Raw genomic sequence first — 18563 nt, 5'->3', positions numbered from 1 at the left:
TCAGTTGCCAACCGCTCTTACAATTCTTATTTGTTTTTCATCCGGCACTTCCTGATAAGACAGGACTCGCAGCGACGGAATGGTGTTCTTCACAAATTTCGCCAGTGTGGAACGCAGTACCCCTGAAGTCAGCAGAACGGCTGGTTCGCCTTGCAGTTCCTGATGCTGGGTTGCTTCTGACAGACTTTGTTGCAATCTTTCTGCCAGTCCCGGTTCAATACCGGTTGATTCACCACCTGACGCTTGCATAGTTTTATGCAATATCTGTTCCAGTTCAGGAACCAAAGTAATAACCGGCAATTCTGGCTCTACCCCATTGATTTCCTGAACAATCAGACGTCGCAGTGAAATTCGGACTGCCGCCGTCAAAATGTCGGGATCTTGACTCTTCGGCGCGTACTCAGAGAGTGTCTGTATAATAGTCCGTACATCGCGGATAGGAATCGCTTCATTGAGAAGGTTCTGCATAACCTTGACCACAGCACCAAGGGTGATTTGATCAGGAATAAGGCCTTCCACCAATCGAGGTGATTGCTTAGCCAGCATATCAATAAGGTTCTGCGCTTCTTCGTGGCCCAGCAGTCGTTCAGCGTTGTTGGTCAACATCTGGCTTAAGTGGGTTGCCAGCACGGTCGCGGAATCAACCACCGTGTAGCCAAGTGCCTGGGCATGTTCACGCTGTGATTTTTCAATCCATACCGCTTCCAGTCCAAATGCCGGGTCAACCGTGCCTTCACCATCAACCGGCCCAAACACCTGACCCGGGTTAATCGCCAGTTCTTTGTCAGGGCGGATATCCGCCTCACCGACCGCAACGCCCATCAGAGTAATGCGATAGCTGTTCGGTGGCAGTTCCAGGTTGTCACGGATGTGGACAGGAGGGATAAGGAAGCCGAAGTCTTGCGACAGCTTCTTACGTACACCTTTCACGCGATCAAGCAACTCACCACCTTGGTCACGGTCAACCATAGGGATCAAGCGATAACCCACTTCCAAACCAATCACATCAACAGGCTGCACGTCGTCCCAAGACAGCTCTTTCGGCTTCGGCGGTGCCACTTCTTTGGTCGGCGCGGCTTCCGCTTCTTTCTTGATTCGGGCTTGCTCTTTGGTTTTCCAGTAAGCGAAACCACCACAAACTAGCGCTAGCGTTAAAAATGGAATGTGAGGCATGCCAGGCACAATACCCATCACGGTCAGAATGCCGGTCGCAATGATCAGTGCACGAGGGTTATCTACCAGTTGGAAGACCAGCTGTTGACCCATGTCTTCGTCAGTGTTCTGACGGGTCACCATGATGGCGGCGCCAATCGACAGCAAGAGTGAAGGGATTTGAGCAACCAGACCATCACCGATGGTCAGAAGGGTGTAGATTTCAATCGCGTCAGAGAAACTGACGTCATGCTGAATCATACCGATGGAGAGACCACCGATAATGTTAATCGCCAGGATCAGAATACCGGCGATGGCATCACCTTTAACGAATTTTGACGCACCGTCCATCGAACCGTAGAAGTCAGCTTCTTTGGTGACTTCCTGACGACGGGTACGTGCCTGATCCTGATTAATCAGGCCAGCATTCAAATCCGCATCGATAGCCATTTGCTTACCCGGCAAGGCGTCGAGGGTGAAGCGCGCGCTCACTTCGGAGATACGGCCCGCACCTTTGGTCACAACCATGAAGTTGATGATCATCAGGATAAGGAACACCACCAGACCAACGGCGTAGTTACCGCCAATCACCACCGAACCAAACGCATCAATCACCTGACCCGCTGCGCCTGGGCCTTCATGGCCATGAAGCAGCACCACACGAGTGGAAGCCACGTTCAATGCCAGTCGCATCAGGGTAGCTATCAGCAACACTGTCGGGAATGCGGCGAAATCGAGCGGTCTACGGGTGTAAACGGTAACCAACAGCACGACCAGAGAAAGGGCAATGTTAAAAGAGAACATCAGGTCGAGCAGCAACGGCGGCATAGGCAGCACCACCATCGCAAGGGTTGAGAGTACGAGGAGCGGTGCACCAATCGCTGGGAATGCATTCCCTCGCTTGAATGGGTTTTTGTCCTGTACCTTGTCGTAGAACGGCAAAGAAAGCTTCATGTGTCGTTTTAGGTTCTTCTGGGCTTAATCACTGAAGACCTCAGAAGCAAAAAACGAACCAGTTTTACTCTGCCTATTTATCAATAAGTTATTGGCAAATAAAAAGTGCAGTATCACATCAGCGACGTAAATCCGGCGGTATTGGCAGTTGTTGATCCGCCAGCGGGTTTGGCCGTCGTCCACGACCTTTCTTGTACTGTTTAAGCTGGAAGACGTAAGCAAGCAGCTGGGCGACAGCCGTAAACAGACCGTCAGGGATTTGTTGTTCAAGCTCCGTGCTGTAATACACCGCACGGGCAAGCGGTGGAGCCGGCACAATCGTGATGTCATGTTCTGCTGCAATTTCCCGGATTTTCAGCGCCAGGAAGTCAGAACCTTTGGCGACAACTACCGGTGCTTTGTCAATTTTACTGTCATAGCGAAGCGCGACCGAATAGTGCTCCGGGTTGGTAATAACAACGTCGGCAGACGGCACTTCTGCCATCATTCGCCGTTGTGCCATTTCGCGCTGAAGCATACGGATCCGCCCTTTCACCTCAGGCTTACCTTCAGTTTCCTTGTATTCGTCTTTGATTTCCTGCTTGGTCATCTTGAGCTGTTCGTTGTGCTGCCAGATTTGGAAAGGCACATCTATCGCGACGACCACCAGCAGGGAGCAACAAATCAACAATACGAAATTCAGCAGAATATCGAGGGCGTGATAGAGGTTGGTCGGGAAGGTTTCGATGTTCAGTTGGTAGAAATCATCAAGACTCACCCACATCAGATAGAAAGCCACACCAGACACCAGCGCCACTTTCAGTATCGACTTAAGAAGCTCAACCCAACTTTGTTTGCCGAACATGCGCTTGATGCCCTGCAACGGGCTCATTTTGGACAGCTTTGGTCTGGCGGCTTCCCAAGAGAAAGAAACCCCGCCAAGCGCGGAAGCACCAATCAAACCGGCGATAAACAGCATCAAAAGTACAAAGGTGATCGGCCAGACAATATGGAATATCGCGCCGTAAGAAATCAGCCCCAACGAGGTGACATCAAATATCTCTTCCCGCGTCAGCGTGAAGAGCTTCCGCATCATCTCCATCAAGGCTTTGCCAAGACTCTCGCCAAACCACATCAATGCCACTGCGCCCACGACGAGCACGGCGACTGATGCCAGTTCTCTTGAGCGCGGTACCTGACCTTTCTCCCGCGCCTGCTGTCGCCTTCGGGGCGTCGCGTCTTCTGTGCGTTCCTGACCGTCGTTCTCTGCCATCAGGCACCTCCCTCGACATAACACTCGAGACGGATAAGATCACAGATAGTCTTAAGTCCTGTGTCCCAGTGATTCAGGTAATGCGGCAAAATGCCGTTGAGCAGGTACATACAGATCAACAAGCCCACCAGCAAGGCGAACGAAAAACCAAGTGAGAATATGTTCAACTGAGGCGCGGCGCGGGTCATGACACCGAAAGAGAGGTTGACCGTCAGCAAAGCGATGATGCCCGCCAATGCCATGCCAAGCGCCACACTGAACATGATGCCAAACCAACTCGCCAGTGCGCGGTAATCGGCAACACCCAGCATTTCACCCACTGGCAGGGTTTTAAAACTCATCACCACCAGATTGAGCATCTGAAGATGTCCATCGGTGGAAAGGAAAATCATGGTGGCAACGAAGAGATAGAACTGACCCAGCAAGGGGGTGTTCTGACCGTTGGCCGGGTCGACCATGGAGGCAAAACCCAAGCTCGATTGCATACCGATAATTTGACCGAGCAACACGAAGGTTTGAATCACAAACTGGGTCACCGTCCCCATCGCGATGCCAATCAGGATTTGTTGCGCCAACACCACAAAGCCGCCAAAAGAAACCAACTGGATGGTTTCAGGCACTTGAGGAAGCGCGGGCATCACCGCAAAGGTGATAGCCAGAGACAGATACAAACGGATTCGAACCGGCACAAACCGGGCACCGAAAAACGTCATCGTCATCATCATTGATGAAATGCGCGTAAACGGCCAGAAGTACTGTGCCAGCCAATTGAGAATGATATCTGCCGGGTATTCCATGCCTGATGCTCAGTCAGTAAAGCAGCAGGGGTATTTCTTCAATCAAGCGGAAGAAATACTCCATCAGCATGCGCGTCATCCAATGGCCAAACACCATCAGAGCAACCAGTGTCGCAATCAAACGCGGCAGGAAGCTTAAGGTCTGTTCGTTAATTGAGGTTGCAGCTTGGAAAATTGCCACCAGCAAACCAACAATAAGACCGGGAATGATAATGGCGCAAACCATGACCAGGATGAGGTATAAGGCATCCTGGAACAGTTCGACAAACGCTTCTGGTCCCATGGCTCACTCCTACCCGAAACTGCCTGCGAGGGTCGACAGGATCAGGTTCCAGCCGTCCACCAGCACAAACAACATCAGCTTAAATGGCAGTGATACAATCATTGGCGAGAGCATCATCATACCCATCGCCATCAGTACCGAGGCTACCACCAGGTCGATAATCAAAAACGGCAGGAAAAGCATAAAGCCTATCTGGAACGCCGTTTTCAGCTCTGAGGTAATAAACGCAGGGATAAGCACCGTCATCGGTACCTCTTCCGCTTCAGTCACTTGTGAGCCAGACATATTCACAAAGGTTTCGAGATCTTTGACTCGCGTCTGTTGCAACATGAACTCACGGAGGGGCACCTGCACACGGTCAAACGCTTCGCGTGAAGTGATTTCTTCATTGAGATAAGGCTGCACCGCGGTCACGTTCATACGGTCAATCACCGGTGACATGATGAAGAAGGTCAGGAACATGGCGATACCGATGATCACCTGATTCGATGGTGTCTGCTGCAAGCCCATGGCTTGACGCAAAATCGCCATCACCACCACGATACGGGTGAAAGAGGTCATCAGGATAACAATCGCTGGCAGGAAGCCGAGCGCTGTCATCAACGCCAGGATCTGCAGGGTGACCGAATAATCCTCGCTGCCATCCGGGTTAACGGTCATGGTCAGCGCAGGAATACCGCCACCGTTGCGCGCCTGAATCATCGAGGCTTCGCCTGCATCGTTGATCAGGGTTTCAGTAATGGTTTCTGACGCTGGAGCTGGCTCTTCTTCAGCCAGCGCAAACGGGGTGACAAAAAAGCAGCAAAGCGCCAGAAAAATGGCAGTGACGGATTTAAGACGCATCATTTTTCTTCAGAATCTGGTTGAATTGGGAAGAGAAAGATTTGGTGGACTCCGCTTCAGTGATCGGATTTTCCAATGATTTAATCAGCGTGATTTGCTGAGGTGTGACACCCACGAGCACTTGCTCACCGTTCACATCCAATACCACGACACGCTCTTTCTGGCCTAACGGCAGTTGGCTCACCACCTTCAGCCCAGATTTCGCGCCCATCAGCGAAGGAACCTGCATGCGTTTGAGCGCCCAAGCCAGGCCGAAGATCACGCCAATCACCAGTACTAACGCACCGAGTGTCGTCGCCAGATCCTGGCCATCAGGCGCGGCGGCGTAAGCGCCCGGGGCAAACGTCAATCCAATTACAGCTCGTCGCAGAAATACCATGAACTCTCTTTCTCAGCCTGTGTTTTTCGGGTAATACACCCTTTAAGCAAAATCCAGGCCTAAAAAAACGCCCACCGCAAAGCGGCAGGCGTCTTCCATTCAACAAGCGAAGGGGTTGTCGTTAACGCAGCTTTTTAATTCGTTCTGTTTGGCTGATAACGTCAGTGAGTCGGATACCGAACTTGTCGTTCACCACCACGACTTCGCCATGGGCAATCAGGGTTCCGTTAACCAGCACATCCAGTGACTCACCGGCCAGACGGTCCAACTCGACCACCGAGCCTTGGTTCAGCTGAAGCAGGTTACGAATGTTGATGTTGGTGCGTCCCACTTCCATCGAAATGGTCACCGGAATATCAAGAATCGCGTCCAGCTTTCGGGCTTCATCCGCATTGATGGGTGGTGTTTCATCGACCAACTCATCTAAAGGGGCAGTTTGTACATCATCACCGCCTTCCACTTCCGCCTGTTCGGCAAGCGCTGCAGCCCAATCGTCTTCTACATCACTCATGATTATCTACCAACGTATTAATTAATCTTCAGAATTTTGTCCATCGGTGCCCAAGTCTTCAAGCAGCTCGATTGGATCGTCTTCTAACAAGGTCACTGAACTCTTCATCACTTCCGGTCGTTTGAGTTTGTCAGTGATCTTAATCGCCAGATTGTCGTTTGACTGGCCCATCTTGCCCCGGAAGGTCGGCAAGTCTTCAATATAAATCGTGCAGGCATCCGGCATTTTTACCGGAATCACATCACCGGCTTCCAACTCCATCAAATCACGGAGTGACAGTTGGGTTTCCAGCAGCTTAGCCGTCAGCCCCACTTCCACATCCATCACTTCATCCTGCAGCGCTTTCGACCAGCGCTTGTCGGTATCCATCTTGTCACTCTGGATACCTGCGTCGAGCAATTCACGGATAGGCTCGACCATGGAATAAGGCATGACAACGTGGAAATCACCGCCACCACCATCAAGCTCGATGTGGAATGAGCTCACAACAATCACTTCTGTCGGGCTCACGATGTTCGCCATCGCCGGGTTCACTTCTGAGTCGAGATATTCGAACTCGACCTTCATGACCGGTGCCCAAGCGTCTTTGTAGTCTTCAAATATCAGCTTGAGCAGCATTTGAATGACACGACGCTCGGTTGGGGTAAATTCGCGCCCTTCGATACGTGCGTGGAATCGACCGTCACCACCAAAGAAGTTTTCTACCAGAATGAACACCAGGCGCGCTTCCATGGTGACCAACGCGGTCCCTTTCAGCGGACGGAAGCGAACCATGTTCAAACTGGTTGGGACAAACAGGGTGTTTTGGTATTCACCAAACTTCACCATTTGTACCCCGTTAATCGACACTTCAGCCGTTTTGCGCAGCATGTTAAACAAGCTGATACGCATATGACGCGCAAATCGCTCGTTTATCAGCTCCAGGGTGGGCATGCGCCCACGGACGATTCGGTCTTGAGAAGAGAAGTCAAAATTCGAGGCCGAGGCGATATCGCCGCCACCGCCGCCGGAATCCTGTTCCTCTTCTTCAACGTCGTCTACACCATGAAGAAGCGCATCAATTTCGTCTTGACTGAGGAGATCGGTCACATTGCACCTATTGCATTACAAAGCCAGTAAATAACACCCGCTCAACCACTGTTTTGCCGGTGACTTTTTCCATTGCAGCCTGCACGGTATCGACAGCCTGCTTGCGGACTTCCACCTGTCCTTGCGGCGTGCGCAGTTGCTCAACGGTTGCCGCCCCGAACGTTGTCAGAAGGCTGTGCTCAACCAAAGGCAAATTCTGCTTCGCCAATGTTTCGTTCTGGTCGCCACGCACCAACAGCTGAACTTTAACTTGTACCAACCGTTGTTGCATGTCGCCGGTTACGTTAAACACAAAAGGCTGCGGTAACGTAACGTAAATTGCTTGAAGGTTCACTGGTTCAGGCTCTTCAATCACAATGTCTTCCTGTGGCGCGCTTTCACCGCCCATCAGGAAAAAGAAAGCACCTGCACCACCACCGAGTAACAACACTGCCGCCACGATGATAATGATCAGTTTCTTTTTACCGCCACCACCGCCGCCAGCTTCAATATCTTCATCTGCCATGATTCACCTCAGTTTCGGGTTAATTCGATTTCCAGTTTCAAAACAAGCGCAGCAAGAATGCTACATTAAGCATAATAGTCAACACGATCTTTTGATGTATTGACATAGAGCTCAGTGTTTACCACAGAGTGATCTGCGTCCTGTTCATTTCCCCTGCCAAATCGAGATGAGTCACCTTGTCCACTCTGCCCGCTCTGACCTTCACCCTGCTGGGCTTGGTTACCTGCAAATTGCTGTCTGCCGCCTGCATCCTGATGTTGAACAGAGGACTGGGACAATTGCAGACCTTGCTGCTGCATCATTTCACGAAGACGCGGCATGGACTGTTCCACCAAATCCCTTGCGGCCTGATTCGCCACCGTAAACTGCACCGAAGCCTGATCGTTATTCACCGACAGTTTGATTTGCAGCCTGCCCAATTCAGGTGGGTCGAGACGAATATCCACATGCTTGAGGTTTTTCGACATCATCATGTTGACGCGCTCAGACAAGGCATTCGCCGCTTCTGTCTGGTTTTGGCTCATTTGTAACGGTGTTTGCGCCGCTGCGGCATCCAGTTTTGCTGCTGTGGTTCCCGCTTGCTGACCAAAGCTTGAGGCCAGTTGCTGAGCAAGGTGATCCGCTTTTGCTTCACCCGGACGCGCGGTTTCCGTCAACTGTTGGGCGGCTGTCGCTTCAAGTACTGCTTGGCTGGCTGCAGGCTGTGGTTGGTTAGCACTATTTTGCATCCCTGCCGGCGTCCATGGGATTGCGGCAAACGCTGACATTGGGGTAGTTTGCTGAGCTTGAGGGTTCACCGCTGCTTGTACCGCAGAGGCGGCTTGACTCATGTTTGCCTGTGCAGTCGGCGTTAACCCTTTCGCCTGCAGTTCTGCCGCGAGTGCTTTCTCTGGCTCACCATTCATCGTCGATGCTGCCGCCATTTGGGCTCGCATCATCATATCCTGCTGGGCTTTTGTTCCCGCCCACTCAGGTGACTGACTGGCTTTCGCCATCATTTCCGGTGTAATTTCCACGTCACCGTTCGCGGCTACCATTGAAGCTGCCTGAGCCACTACCGGCGCTGCGACAATCGGTGAATCGGGTTGTGTGATTTCTTGTGCTGTCGATGCGCGAAGGGTATCCACTGCCGCAATCAGTTCTGCGTCGCTCAGAGGTTTGGCATCAGCCTCAACACTGCTTTTTACGGGTGAAACGTTCAGGGAATCCGCTTCTACCTTGGCAACCAGTTGTTGAATGACAACTTTTTCTTCATCGGTGAGCATATTGACTGGCTTAGAAAGCAAGGCATCCACTTCGGCTTCAACAGCTTTATCCAATGCTGGCTTGGCGCCATCTACCTGTGTTTCTGTATCAAGCTGAGAAGCCCCCTTTGCCAATGCTGGCTTTAGCATTTCAGCCTGTATTGCCAACGCGGGTTTTACCTCTTCAGGCATAACTTCGGTGTTGGCTTTCTGTGGCGGCAAGCTTTTGCCATCAGCCATCACGGGTTCAACCTGCACGGCTTTAAGTTCTGGTGATGAGGTATCGGGTTTGGCCTGAAGTGCCTGATTGGACTCATTAAGGCGCTGCAACAAGACTTCGCCATCTTGCTTAGCGACCTGTTGACGTGTCACAACAGCGTCTTCGCCATTTTCCTCAGAAGCCGTGGCTTTCAGCACCTGTTCTTCAGCTTCTCCGTTTGCCACTGGCTTGGTGACGACTTCTTCGCCTTCAGCGTCAAAAATCACTTCGTCCAGCGCCAACTTTTCGGCATCTTCACCTTCGCCACTGGCGAGTGCTTTCGTCAAAGCGGCATTAATCGCCTCTTCACTCGCAGCATCACCTTCGGCAGAAACAGCTTTTTCACCAACAACCACGTCGGCTTCACCATCACCAGAAACCAGCTGCGTCAGTTGTGCAAAGAAACCTTCTCCTTCACTTTCAGACACTTCTGGAGACATGACAGCTTTACCCTCCCCAACAGGGGCTTTGCTGCTTGATAAACCGGAAAGTAAGAAACTGGTTTGGCTCATAATTATCCCGCTTCAGATTCTTTATCGTTTGACGCCGGCAACCTTGCCCGGCAACGTGTTACAAAGGTAAAAGCAATTATCAGGCCAGCTTAGAATTTCGTGGCATTTTGACGGGTATAAATGAGGGTGGCGAACTCGTCCATCTGTTTTTGCTCCAGACGTTCAGCCCGCATTTTTGCTTCGTTCTGGCGTTTTTCAACCAGCCATTCGAGGGACTTGGTTTTCTGTCGACATTGCTGCCAGTGCTCTCGGCACTGCTCGACATTGTCTTCGAAATCCATTGCAGCCTGGCGTTGTTTTGCCAGTGTTTCATCCAGTTGGACAATAAAGCGGTTCAAGTGACCATAGCTGCTGGCACTCAGGCCCGCCTGTCCACGCTCGGACATTTGGCGGAAGTAATCCAGACGGTAACGCTCAATCTGTTCTACCTGAAGGTGGTAATTTTGAAGTTCTTGCTGGGCAGCTACCAAAGCCAGCTGAGCCTGTTGTTCCTGCTCTTTGGCTTGGTCGATCAGAAGGTTCATTGCGGCTTCAGACATGGCTCACCTACTGAAGCGTTGAACGCAGCATGTTGACGCACATGTCGTAAGGCACCACATCTTTCATCCCCTGTTGCAGATACATGTCCAAACGGGGTTTGAGGGTGAACGCCTGATCGATCCCTTGATCGGTGCCCGGCTTATACGCGCCAATCGACACCAAATCCTGATTTTTACGACACACGGAAAGCACTTGCCGCACAGCTCGCGCCATCAGCATATGTTCGTCATCAACAATATTAGGCATCACACGACTGACTGAGCGTTCGACATCGATCGCCGGATAATGCCCAGCGTCTGCCATTTCACGGGACAGTACAATGTGACCATCAAGAATCGCACGCGCAGCATCTGCGATAGGATCCTGCAGGTCATCCCCTTCGGTTAACACGGTAAAGAATGCCGTGATAGAGCCCTGCCCTTCATTGCCGTTACCCGCACGTTCTACCAGTGCAGGCAGTTTCGCAAACACCGAAGGCGGGTAACCTTTGGTGGCAGGCGGTTCGCCAACAGACAACGCAATCTCGCGCTGCGCCTGAGCGAATCGGGTCAGTGAGTCCATAAGAAGCAGGACATCCAAACCCTGATCACGGAAAAACTCGGCAATAGTGAGTGCAGTCTGACAGCCCTTTAAACGCATCAAAGGTGACGCATCGGCAGGGGCCGCAATCACCACTGAGCGCTCACGGCCTTCTTTGCCAAGGATTTCATCAATGAATTCTTTCACCTCACGGCCACGCTCACCAATCAACCCCACCACAACTACCTGTGCAGTCGTGCCTCGGGTCATCATGCCGAGCGTCACCGATTTACCGACACCAGAGCCAGCAAACAGACCAATACGCTGACCTTTACCTACGGTTAACAGGCCATTGATGGCTTTAATGCCGACATCCAGCGGTGTATCAATAGGCTTTCTTGCCAGTGGGTTGATGGCCGCAGGCGTAAAAGGCGCCGTTTGTCCGGTAAAGATATCCCCCAGTCCATCCAGCGGATTGCCCACACCATCAATGACGCGACCAAGTAACTCTAGGCCAACAGGAATGCCCTGTTCGCCAACCATAGGGGTGACGCGCGCGCCCGGTAATACACCGGAGATTTGCTCGCTTGGCATCAGATATAGGGTTTCGCCAGAAAAGCCCACAACTTCGGCTTCAATGGTGCCGTTGAGGGTTTCGACTTTGCACAGGCTGCCAACCGGGGCGCGGCAACCAATGGCTTCTAAAGTCAGACCAACCACACGCACCAGTTTGCCTGAGGCTACCGGACGAGTGGAAAGATTATCGGTTTTCAGCGCGGCGAGGCGCTCAGACAGGCTGACCATCGTCTTCTCCTGCCTGAACGTCTGCATCAGGAATTTCTTCGATGGCAGGTTCAACATCTTGTGCTGGTTCTGGTTCACCGGCAGAAGCGAGCGCGTCCTGTGGTTCAGACAAAGATTCTTCTGGCTGCTCAGGCATCTCACCTGTCACCACTTTGTCTGCACCTTGAAGAACGTCAGCACCCAAGCCATCAGCAGGTGCTTCTGGATCTCTCGCCATATTCTGGCCAGCAAATCGGGTCAGCATTTCACGGATGCGATCTTCCATGCGGTAGTCCACCACAGAGTCGCCGCATGCCACCTGAATATCACCACGGTTAATCGAGGGTTCTGCAATCAAACGCCATTCGCGGTCGCGAAGGGATTCAACATTGTGCGCGGTTGTCACCACATCCAGATCTTCCGGATGGAGGTAAATGGTAATTTGACGCCCACTCATCGGCAGCGCATTGACGGCCTCACGTAAGGTGTTAAGGATCACCTGGGGATTGGTTTGCACTTCAGTTTGAATCACGGCTTTTGCTAAGTGCAGCACCAGTTCAACCATCTGGTTTTGTACCTGATGATCAACCTGTACCAAAGGGAATGCTAGCTTGGAAAGAATGGCATCAAGTTGGTGACAGCGGTTTTCAATTAACTGCTGACCTTCTTCCATGCCTTGCTGATAGCCTTCTTCCTTACCTGCATCAAAGCCTTCTGTTTTGCCTTCTTCAAAGCCCGCTTCTTTGCCTTCGGTAAAGCCCGCTTCACGCCCTTCTGCCATACCTTCTTCAACAGCAGATTGGCGGATTTGCTCAAGCGCATCAGCAGTCAGCATGGAAAGATCGAGTTCAGGCTCCTGGTCGTCTTCTTCCAGTTCAGCAGGTTCCCAACCCGGATCGTAGTTCATTGCGGTATCGCGCGGAGGGGCATTCGCTGGGTCATAGTTAGGGATGTCCCAACGCTCCAGAACGTCTTCTGTTTGCTCGCTTGCGCGAATGTATCCGCGACGACGTTCTAAACTCATGCTGTTACCTTATAAAACGCTGTGTTCAAGCTTGGTTGATTGGACAAAAAGTACGGAATTACAGGAATTCGTCCGCACCGCCGCTCGCCAGCATGATTTCGCCAGCATCGGCCAGTTTGCGTGCCACAGACAGAATTTCTTTCTGCGCCGCTTCCACATCTGCCACGCGAATTGGACCCATGGCTTCGAGATCGTCCTGCAGCATTTCTGCAGCACGTTTCGACATGTTGCCCAAAATCTTGTCGCGGAGCCCTTCCTCTGCACCCTTGAGAGCTTTGAGCAGTGCTTCCTGAGGAACGTCTTTGAGGATAGCCTGAATACCGCGGTCGTCCACGTCTGCCAGGTTGTCGAAGACGAACATGAGATCCTGAATTTGCGATGCCATTTCTTCGTCGTTCTGACCAATTTGCTCCATCAGCGCAGACTCGAGCGCGTTGTCCATGTAGTTCATGATATCGGCAGCCGCTTTCAGGCCACCAATCTTCGCGGCCTGTGCACCTGCTTGACCCGCGAACTGTTTCTCCATGATTTCATTCAGCTCATGCAGTGCCGCAGGCTGAACTTCTTCAAGGTTGGCAATACGCATCACCAAATCGAGGGCATCACGTTCGGCAAACTGAGAAAGAATAACCGCTGACTGCTCCGGTTCCAGGTAAGAAAGTACGATGGTCTGGATCTGCGGGTGTTCGTTGATGATGATGGAAGCCACCTGACGAGGATCCATCCATTTGAGTGAATCGAGGCCTTTTGAGCCACTGCCAAGCACAATCTGATCAACCAGATTGTTGGCTTTGTCCTCACCCAATGCTGCAACCAGAGCATTACGAACGAAGTCTTCACTGCCCATGCCAATAGCCGTGTAGCCCTGAATGTCTTCAAGGAAGGCGCGATGGACAGCATTCACTTTGTCCTGATTAAGATCAGCCAACTGGGTCATGGCACTACCCACCTTCTGAACCTGTTTTGGTTCAAGGTGGCGGATGATGCTGGCTGCGTCCTGCTCAGTGAGACTGAGAAGGAGAATAGAGGCCTTTTCTATGCCTGATAGCTGCGACACATCAAAGGTGTTCGCAGGTAAGTCTTTTTCGTCTTTAGCCATCGTTGCTTACCCAGCTTTTCACTACCTGAGCTGCCAAATCAGGTTCATTGGCAACCAGTGCCCGAACTGCTTTCAGCAGGTCTTCATCTTTATGGAGGTCTGGCAGGTTCAGGTTCGAAGAACTCATGCCGAAGTTGTTCGAGCCATCGAGCTCTGCACCAATCAGGCCAATATCGTCGTCTGGGCTGAGAGGCAAGCCATCTGGCCCCAGCATCTCGCCGTTTGGTCCCAGTAAGCTGTCGTCGTCTTTCGCTGGGTTGATAAGTTTGGACATCGCTGGGCGAATCAACACCAATACCACCACTATGATAACCAGAGAGGCCGCCAGCCAACGCACCCAGTCGTTGAAGTTCTGGTGTTCCCAGATTGGCACGTCACCCAAGGCCACTTCTTCCGGCGTCACGAACGGTACGGAAATCACTTCCAGAATATCGCCGCGGTTTTGCGCGTAGCCTACACCACCGACAAGCAGGCGGCGGATTTTTTCCAGCTCTGCGTCTCCAACAGGCGTACGGGTAATTTCACCGGTTTCAGGATTGGTGGAAGCAATGTAATCCACGGCCACTGACACCGTTTGACGGGCAATGGTGCCTGTCTGTCCGCGGCGGTGACTGATCGTAGTATCCAGCTCGTAGTTTCGGGTCGCTTCGCGGCTGAGTGAACCCTTGTCACCCGCACCGCCGTTTTTCAGATCCTGCACGTCTTGCGGAATCGCTGAATCAGCGGGTGGCTGGTTACTCAACGCGCCCGGAATACCGGCAACATAGTCGGTATTGTTGTAGTTCTCACGGGTGTATTCGCTTCTGGTCGAGGACGTAGCCGGGTCGAAACGCTTACGGGTTTCTTCAATGGAGCTGAAATCCATAGTGACATCGACCTGAGAGGTGTAATTACCCAAGCCCAGAACGGGGATCAGAATCGCGTCAATTTTGTCTCTAAGCGCCTGTTCTTGCTTGCGCTCCAACTCATATTCTTTGCGGCGTTGAGAAGCCATTGGGTCCTGACTGCCTGAACTTAGCAAACGGCCATGTTGGTCAGTCACTGTCACTCTGGAAGGCTTCAGGCTTGGTACTGCAGACGCCACCATATCAACAATCGAGTCCACTTCTTCCTGACCCAGCTGAGTGGTACCGCGCACGGTAAGGAACACGGTTGCGGAAGCTTCTTGGTTGTGGCGAACGAACACACTTTGTTTTGGCATCGCCAACAGCACGCGGGCTTTGCTGACTGCACGGATTTTCTCAATCGCTGCTGCAAGCTGACGTTCTCGGCTCAGTTTAAGACGCTCACGTTCAAGTTGCTGAGAAACACCAAAACCCATGTCCTGCATCAGAATATCGTCACCGGCCTCGGTAACAGAATTCAGACCGGCACGGCTGAGGTTGAGTTTGATGGTCGAGTAATCTTTCGCAGGCACACGAATCGTGTTGCCTTCCAGCTTGTAATCGATTTTCTGTTGGTCAAGATGGTCAAGAACCGGGATCAGCTCTTCCGTTTCGTAGGTGCCCAACGGGCGCATTTCTGGTTCTTGAACCCAAAGGAAAAGCAGCACAACAAGAGAAATACAAATAGCGACGGCTGCAACGAGGATCAGTTGGCGTGCAATATCAATCCCACCCAGTGGACCGGTTGGGGTGACATTTCGCTCCATCATGTCCGGATCGGCAAGCGACGATCCGCCATCGGTGGTGGCAGGTAATGCTGCTGCACCATCGTTTAGAGCGAGTTGTGTGTTGTCGTTGTCTTCCGCCACAGGTTACGTCCTACGTTAAACAGGCATGTTCATCAGTTCTTTGTACGCTTCGACCAGCTTGTTGCGGGTCTGCACCGTTGCTTCAAAAGCAACGCTGGACTTGTTACGCGCAATCATCACGTCTGAGAGGCTGACGCTGCGGTCGCCTTCGTCAAAACGTGTCGCCAACTCACTGGACGTCTTTTGAATGCCATTCACAGAATTGATGGCACCGGACAAAAGTTCGCCAAAGTCTTGAGAGACTTGTTGACCAGTCGCAGCACGTGACATGTTCTGCGCTTCCAATGCCATGGTCTGCATTTCATGCTGCATCGGGTTAATTTTCATAGGTCGTCCTCGCTGTCAAAACTTTGGCAATTCCCGTCAGTTCGGGCTTCTTGGGCTATCTGATTACTATTTATGCAATTATTAAGCCAGTTATTATAACGTAGTCACTCAGCAAAAAGCACCGATTCACTGAGGAATGTCGATCCCTGCATCACGCATTTTGGCGAGTTTATAGCGCAAGGTTCTTGGACTGATGCCTAAACGCTCAGCCACATCTTTCCGGCGACCTTCACAGGCACGAATCGTATCCAGAATGATGGCGAACTCCTGATCGCGAAGTTCACTCCCCAGACTGTCAGAAGATGCAGTAACAGGTTCGGAATGGTAAGACTCAACGCGATTTGGCATGGCTTGTGGTTGAATAGTCGGTGACACAGCTTCACTGCCCGAGACCAGATTCTGCAAGCTGCCAGCGTCTTGCCAGTCAACGCCTTCCAGAAGGATGTCGACAGCTTCAATCACTCCCTGATTGCAAAGGATCAAAGCGCGTTGCATCACGTTGTCCAGTTCACGCACATTCCCCGGCCAGCGATACTGTGTCAGTTTTTCGGCAGCGCCTTGGGTCAGTTGCGGAACCGCTTGTCCCAGCTTGCAGCAATGGCGTTTCAAAAGGTGTTCGGCAAGCGGAATAATATCTCCAGCGCGCTCACACAGCGGCAACCAGGAGATTGGGAAAACATTCAGACGGTAGTAAAGGTCTTCTCGGAAATTTCCTTCTTCCACGTACTGGCGAAGATCGCGGTTACTGGTTGCAAGTACGCGCACATCCAACTTGATGCTCTTGCGGCTGCCCAGACGCTCGACTTCGCGCTCCTGGAGCACGCGCAGCAGCTTGGCTTGCAGTGCCAAGTCCATTTCACTGATTTCATCCAGCAAGATGGTGCCGCCCTGAGCCTGTTCAAATTTACCCGGGCACGCCTGAACCGCCCCGGTAAATGCGCCTTTCTCGTAACCAAACAGGGTCGCTTCCAGCATATTTTCTGGAATCGCCGCACAGTTGATGGCGACAAAAGCTCCTTCAGAACGCAAAGACTGACGGTGAATATGGCGCGCCATGACTTCTTTACCTGAACCGCTTGGGCCAAGGATCATCACGTTGGCATCGGTCTTCGCTACACGGTCAGCCAATGCAATCAGTGCCTGACTTTTCGGGTCAGCGACCACAGCATCACTCGTGTCAGCCTTAACCGGCGCATAACGGCTCACCATATTCAGCAGCACTTCGGGCGCAAACGGTTTGGCCATGTAATCAATCGCGCCTTCTTTCATGGCGGCGACTGCATCCTGAATATTGGCGTACGCCGTCATCAGCAGCACTGGCAGGTTGGGGTAATTCAACTTGAGGTTTCTCAAAAGCCCCAGACCGTCCATCCCTGCCATCTGAACATCAGAGACCACGATGTCGACAGTTTCATTTTTCAGCAGTAGCAGAGCCTGTTCGGCGCTGTCTGCTTCAAGCCACTGGTAACCTGCAAGTGCAAGGGTATCCACCAAGGCTTCACGCAAGCCTTCATCATCTTCAACGATAAGTACTTTGCTCTGATTCATTGTGCTTCTCCTGATACCTCTTCCTGCGTGGTATCGCAGTTGTCTGCCAGCGGTAGGCAGAGCGTAAAACAGGCACCCTGGCCCGGTTGAGATTGAAGAGTCAGCCTGCCTTTATGGGCATGACAGACCATTTGAACAACAGCGAGACCAAGGCCAGTGCCTTGCTGTCTCGTTGTGAAAAAGGGTTCGAGAATTTTGCTTTGAAGTTCCGGCTCGATACCGGGACCATTGTCGGCAACCGACAAGAAGAGTTGTCCTTGTATTTCGCGGGCATCGACAACCACTTTGCTGCCTTTACCCGCCACCTGAATGGCGTTAACCACCAGATTCGACAGGGCGCTGGCCAGCGCATTCATATTGCCGAGCAGCTGGTGGGATTCATCATCACAGTTGATTTCAAAGTCGACTTGCTGACTGCTCACTAGGGCTTCGACCATAGGCTCAAATTCATTCAGCAGGTGCTCGAGGGTAAAAGTGTTCACGACTTTGTTGTCACCACCTTTGGCAAACAACAACATGTCATTGACCTGCTTTTCAAGATCGTGAAGCCTGTCCACCAGCTTCATCTGGAAGCGTTTACGGGTAGGCTCATTAAGGTTTGGCGCGCCAAGGTTTGCCGCATAGAGCAAAGCACTGGAAAGCGGGGTACGCACCTGATGGGCCAGTGAGGCGACCATCTTACCCAACGAGGACAGACGCTGGAGATCGCTCACACGTGATTGCAACAGGCGGGTTTCTGTCATATCGGTGATCAGAATGAGCTGACCGGAATCAGAGGCGGAAATGCCGAGTTTCACCTTGCGTCCGTCACGCAGTGAAACTTCATGACCATCATCTTCACGGGGCGAGAAGGCCCGGTTGATCACATCAACCCAACGCTCTTGTGTTAACGGTGTACCAAGCAAGCGAAATGCTTCCGGGTTGGCTTCCGCCACACGGCCATAAGGATCGAGCAGAATCACGCCTGCTGGCATGACATCTAACACTTGTTTGTATCGTAGAACCTGCTGATCAACGGTTCCCAAAGGAGAATGATTCGCTTCCATGATGCTCGACTATTTAGCTCTCTTTTTCTGACGCTAAGTAGCTCTAAGCAGGGAATGTGCCAATTATTAAATCATTGAAAATCAGTAGATTAAACAAGGTGGAAACAAAAAAGCGAAGTCAAAAAAATGACTTCGCTTTACGCG

18 protein-coding genes are annotated in these 18563 nt (G+C 51.9%); all 18 read right to left on the bottom strand.

All coding sequences use genetic code 11. The annotated features are described in order from the left end of the window. The 18 genes from flhA to RN22_RS02205 all read right to left on the bottom strand — a co-directional run bounded on the left by flhA (position 1) and on the right by RN22_RS02205 (position 18419). Complete coding sequence (flhA, locus tag RN22_RS02290; RefSeq protein WP_002537856.1) at positions 1–2106, bottom strand: flagellar biosynthesis protein FlhA; 2106 nt, start codon at positions 2104–2106, stop codon at positions 1–3. Between the two features lie 118 nt (positions 2107–2224). After that, complete coding sequence (flhB, locus tag RN22_RS02285; protein WP_046302926.1) at positions 2225–3358, bottom strand: flagellar biosynthesis protein FlhB; 1134 nt, start codon at positions 3356–3358, stop codon at positions 2225–2227. After that, complete coding sequence (fliR, locus tag RN22_RS02280; RefSeq protein ID WP_046302925.1) at positions 3358–4155, bottom strand: flagellar biosynthetic protein FliR; 798 nt, start codon at positions 4153–4155, stop codon at positions 3358–3360. The genes flhB and fliR overlap by 1 nt, the downstream gene beginning before the upstream one ends. Before the next feature lie 13 nt (positions 4156–4168). Beyond that, a complete protein-coding gene (fliQ, locus tag RN22_RS02275; RefSeq protein ID WP_002537861.1) occupies positions 4169–4438 on the bottom strand; it encodes a flagellar biosynthesis protein FliQ in 270 nt (89 codons plus the stop codon). A 9-nt stretch (positions 4439–4447) separates the two neighbouring features. After that, complete coding sequence (gene fliP / locus RN22_RS02270; RefSeq protein ID WP_046302924.1) at positions 4448–5281, bottom strand: flagellar type III secretion system pore protein FliP; 834 nt, start codon at positions 5279–5281, stop codon at positions 4448–4450. Next, positions 5271–5660 (bottom strand): flagellar biosynthetic protein FliO, encoded by a 390-nt coding sequence (gene fliO / locus RN22_RS02265; protein WP_046302923.1) that lies wholly within the window; start codon positions 5658–5660, stop codon positions 5271–5273. The genes fliP and fliO overlap by 11 nt, the downstream gene beginning before the upstream one ends. 121 nt (positions 5661–5781) lie before the next feature. Next, positions 5782–6171, bottom strand: a complete 390-nt coding sequence (gene fliN / locus RN22_RS02260) for a flagellar motor switch protein FliN (RefSeq protein ID WP_005506661.1) — start codon at positions 6169–6171, stop codon at positions 5782–5784. Positions 6172–6192: 21 nt separating this feature from the next. Continuing rightward, on the bottom strand, positions 6193–7260 hold the full coding sequence (gene fliM / locus RN22_RS02255) for a flagellar motor switch protein FliM (protein ID WP_046302922.1): 1068 nt from the start codon (positions 7258–7260) through the stop codon (positions 6193–6195). A 7-nt stretch (positions 7261–7267) separates the two neighbouring features. Beyond that, entirely contained in the window at positions 7268–7765 is a 498-nt protein-coding gene (gene fliL, locus RN22_RS02250; protein WP_002537867.1) for a flagellar basal body-associated protein FliL, read from the bottom strand. 65 nt (positions 7766–7830) lie between these two features. Then, positions 7831–9780 carry a flagellar hook-length control protein FliK gene (locus tag RN22_RS02245; protein ID WP_046302921.1) on the bottom strand — a complete coding sequence of 650 codons (1950 nt, stop codon included), beginning with the start codon at positions 9778–9780 and terminating at the stop codon, positions 7831–7833. A gap of 89 nt (positions 9781–9869) precedes the next feature. Then, a complete protein-coding gene (gene fliJ / locus RN22_RS02240) occupies positions 9870–10319 on the bottom strand; it encodes a flagellar export protein FliJ (RefSeq protein ID WP_002537869.1) in 450 nt (149 codons plus the stop codon). Between the two features lie 7 nt (positions 10320–10326). Continuing rightward, positions 10327–11643 (bottom strand): flagellar protein export ATPase FliI, encoded by a 1317-nt coding sequence (fliI, locus tag RN22_RS02235; RefSeq protein ID WP_002537870.1) that lies wholly within the window; start codon positions 11641–11643, stop codon positions 10327–10329. Beyond that, positions 11627–12646: a flagellar assembly protein FliH gene (fliH, locus tag RN22_RS02230; protein ID WP_046302920.1), complete on the bottom strand. Its 1020-nt coding sequence runs from the start codon at positions 12644–12646 to the stop codon at positions 11627–11629. Before fliH ends, fliI begins: the two co-directional genes overlap by 17 nt. Before the next feature lie 58 nt (positions 12647–12704). Beyond that, positions 12705–13745 carry a flagellar motor switch protein FliG gene (gene fliG / locus RN22_RS02225; protein ID WP_046302919.1) on the bottom strand — a complete coding sequence of 347 codons (1041 nt, stop codon included), beginning with the start codon at positions 13743–13745 and terminating at the stop codon, positions 12705–12707. After that, entirely contained in the window at positions 13738–15498 is a 1761-nt protein-coding gene (gene fliF, locus RN22_RS02220; RefSeq protein ID WP_046302918.1) for a flagellar basal-body MS-ring/collar protein FliF, read from the bottom strand. The genes fliG and fliF overlap by 8 nt, the downstream gene beginning before the upstream one ends. Before the next feature lie 15 nt (positions 15499–15513). Continuing rightward, positions 15514–15825 (bottom strand): flagellar hook-basal body complex protein FliE, encoded by a 312-nt coding sequence (fliE, locus tag RN22_RS02215; RefSeq protein ID WP_046302917.1) that lies wholly within the window; start codon positions 15823–15825, stop codon positions 15514–15516. Positions 15826–15951: 126 nt separating this feature from the next. Continuing rightward, positions 15952–17373 (bottom strand): sigma-54 dependent transcriptional regulator, encoded by a 1422-nt coding sequence (locus tag RN22_RS02210; protein ID WP_046302916.1) that lies wholly within the window; start codon positions 17371–17373, stop codon positions 15952–15954. Further along, the gene (locus RN22_RS02205) at positions 17370–18419 is read right to left on the bottom strand and encodes a PAS domain-containing sensor histidine kinase (RefSeq protein ID WP_046302915.1); all 1050 of its coding nucleotides are present in this window, start codon (positions 18417–18419) and stop codon (positions 17370–17372) included. Before RN22_RS02205 ends, RN22_RS02210 begins: the two co-directional genes overlap by 4 nt. Positions 18420–18563: the final 144 nt, after the last annotated feature.

This window comes from Grimontia sp. AD028 (assembly GCF_000973155.1).
Classification (GTDB): Bacteria; Pseudomonadota; Gammaproteobacteria; order Enterobacterales; family Vibrionaceae; genus Enterovibrio; species Enterovibrio indicus.
This window is presented reverse-complemented; position numbering and strand designations above follow the sequence as displayed.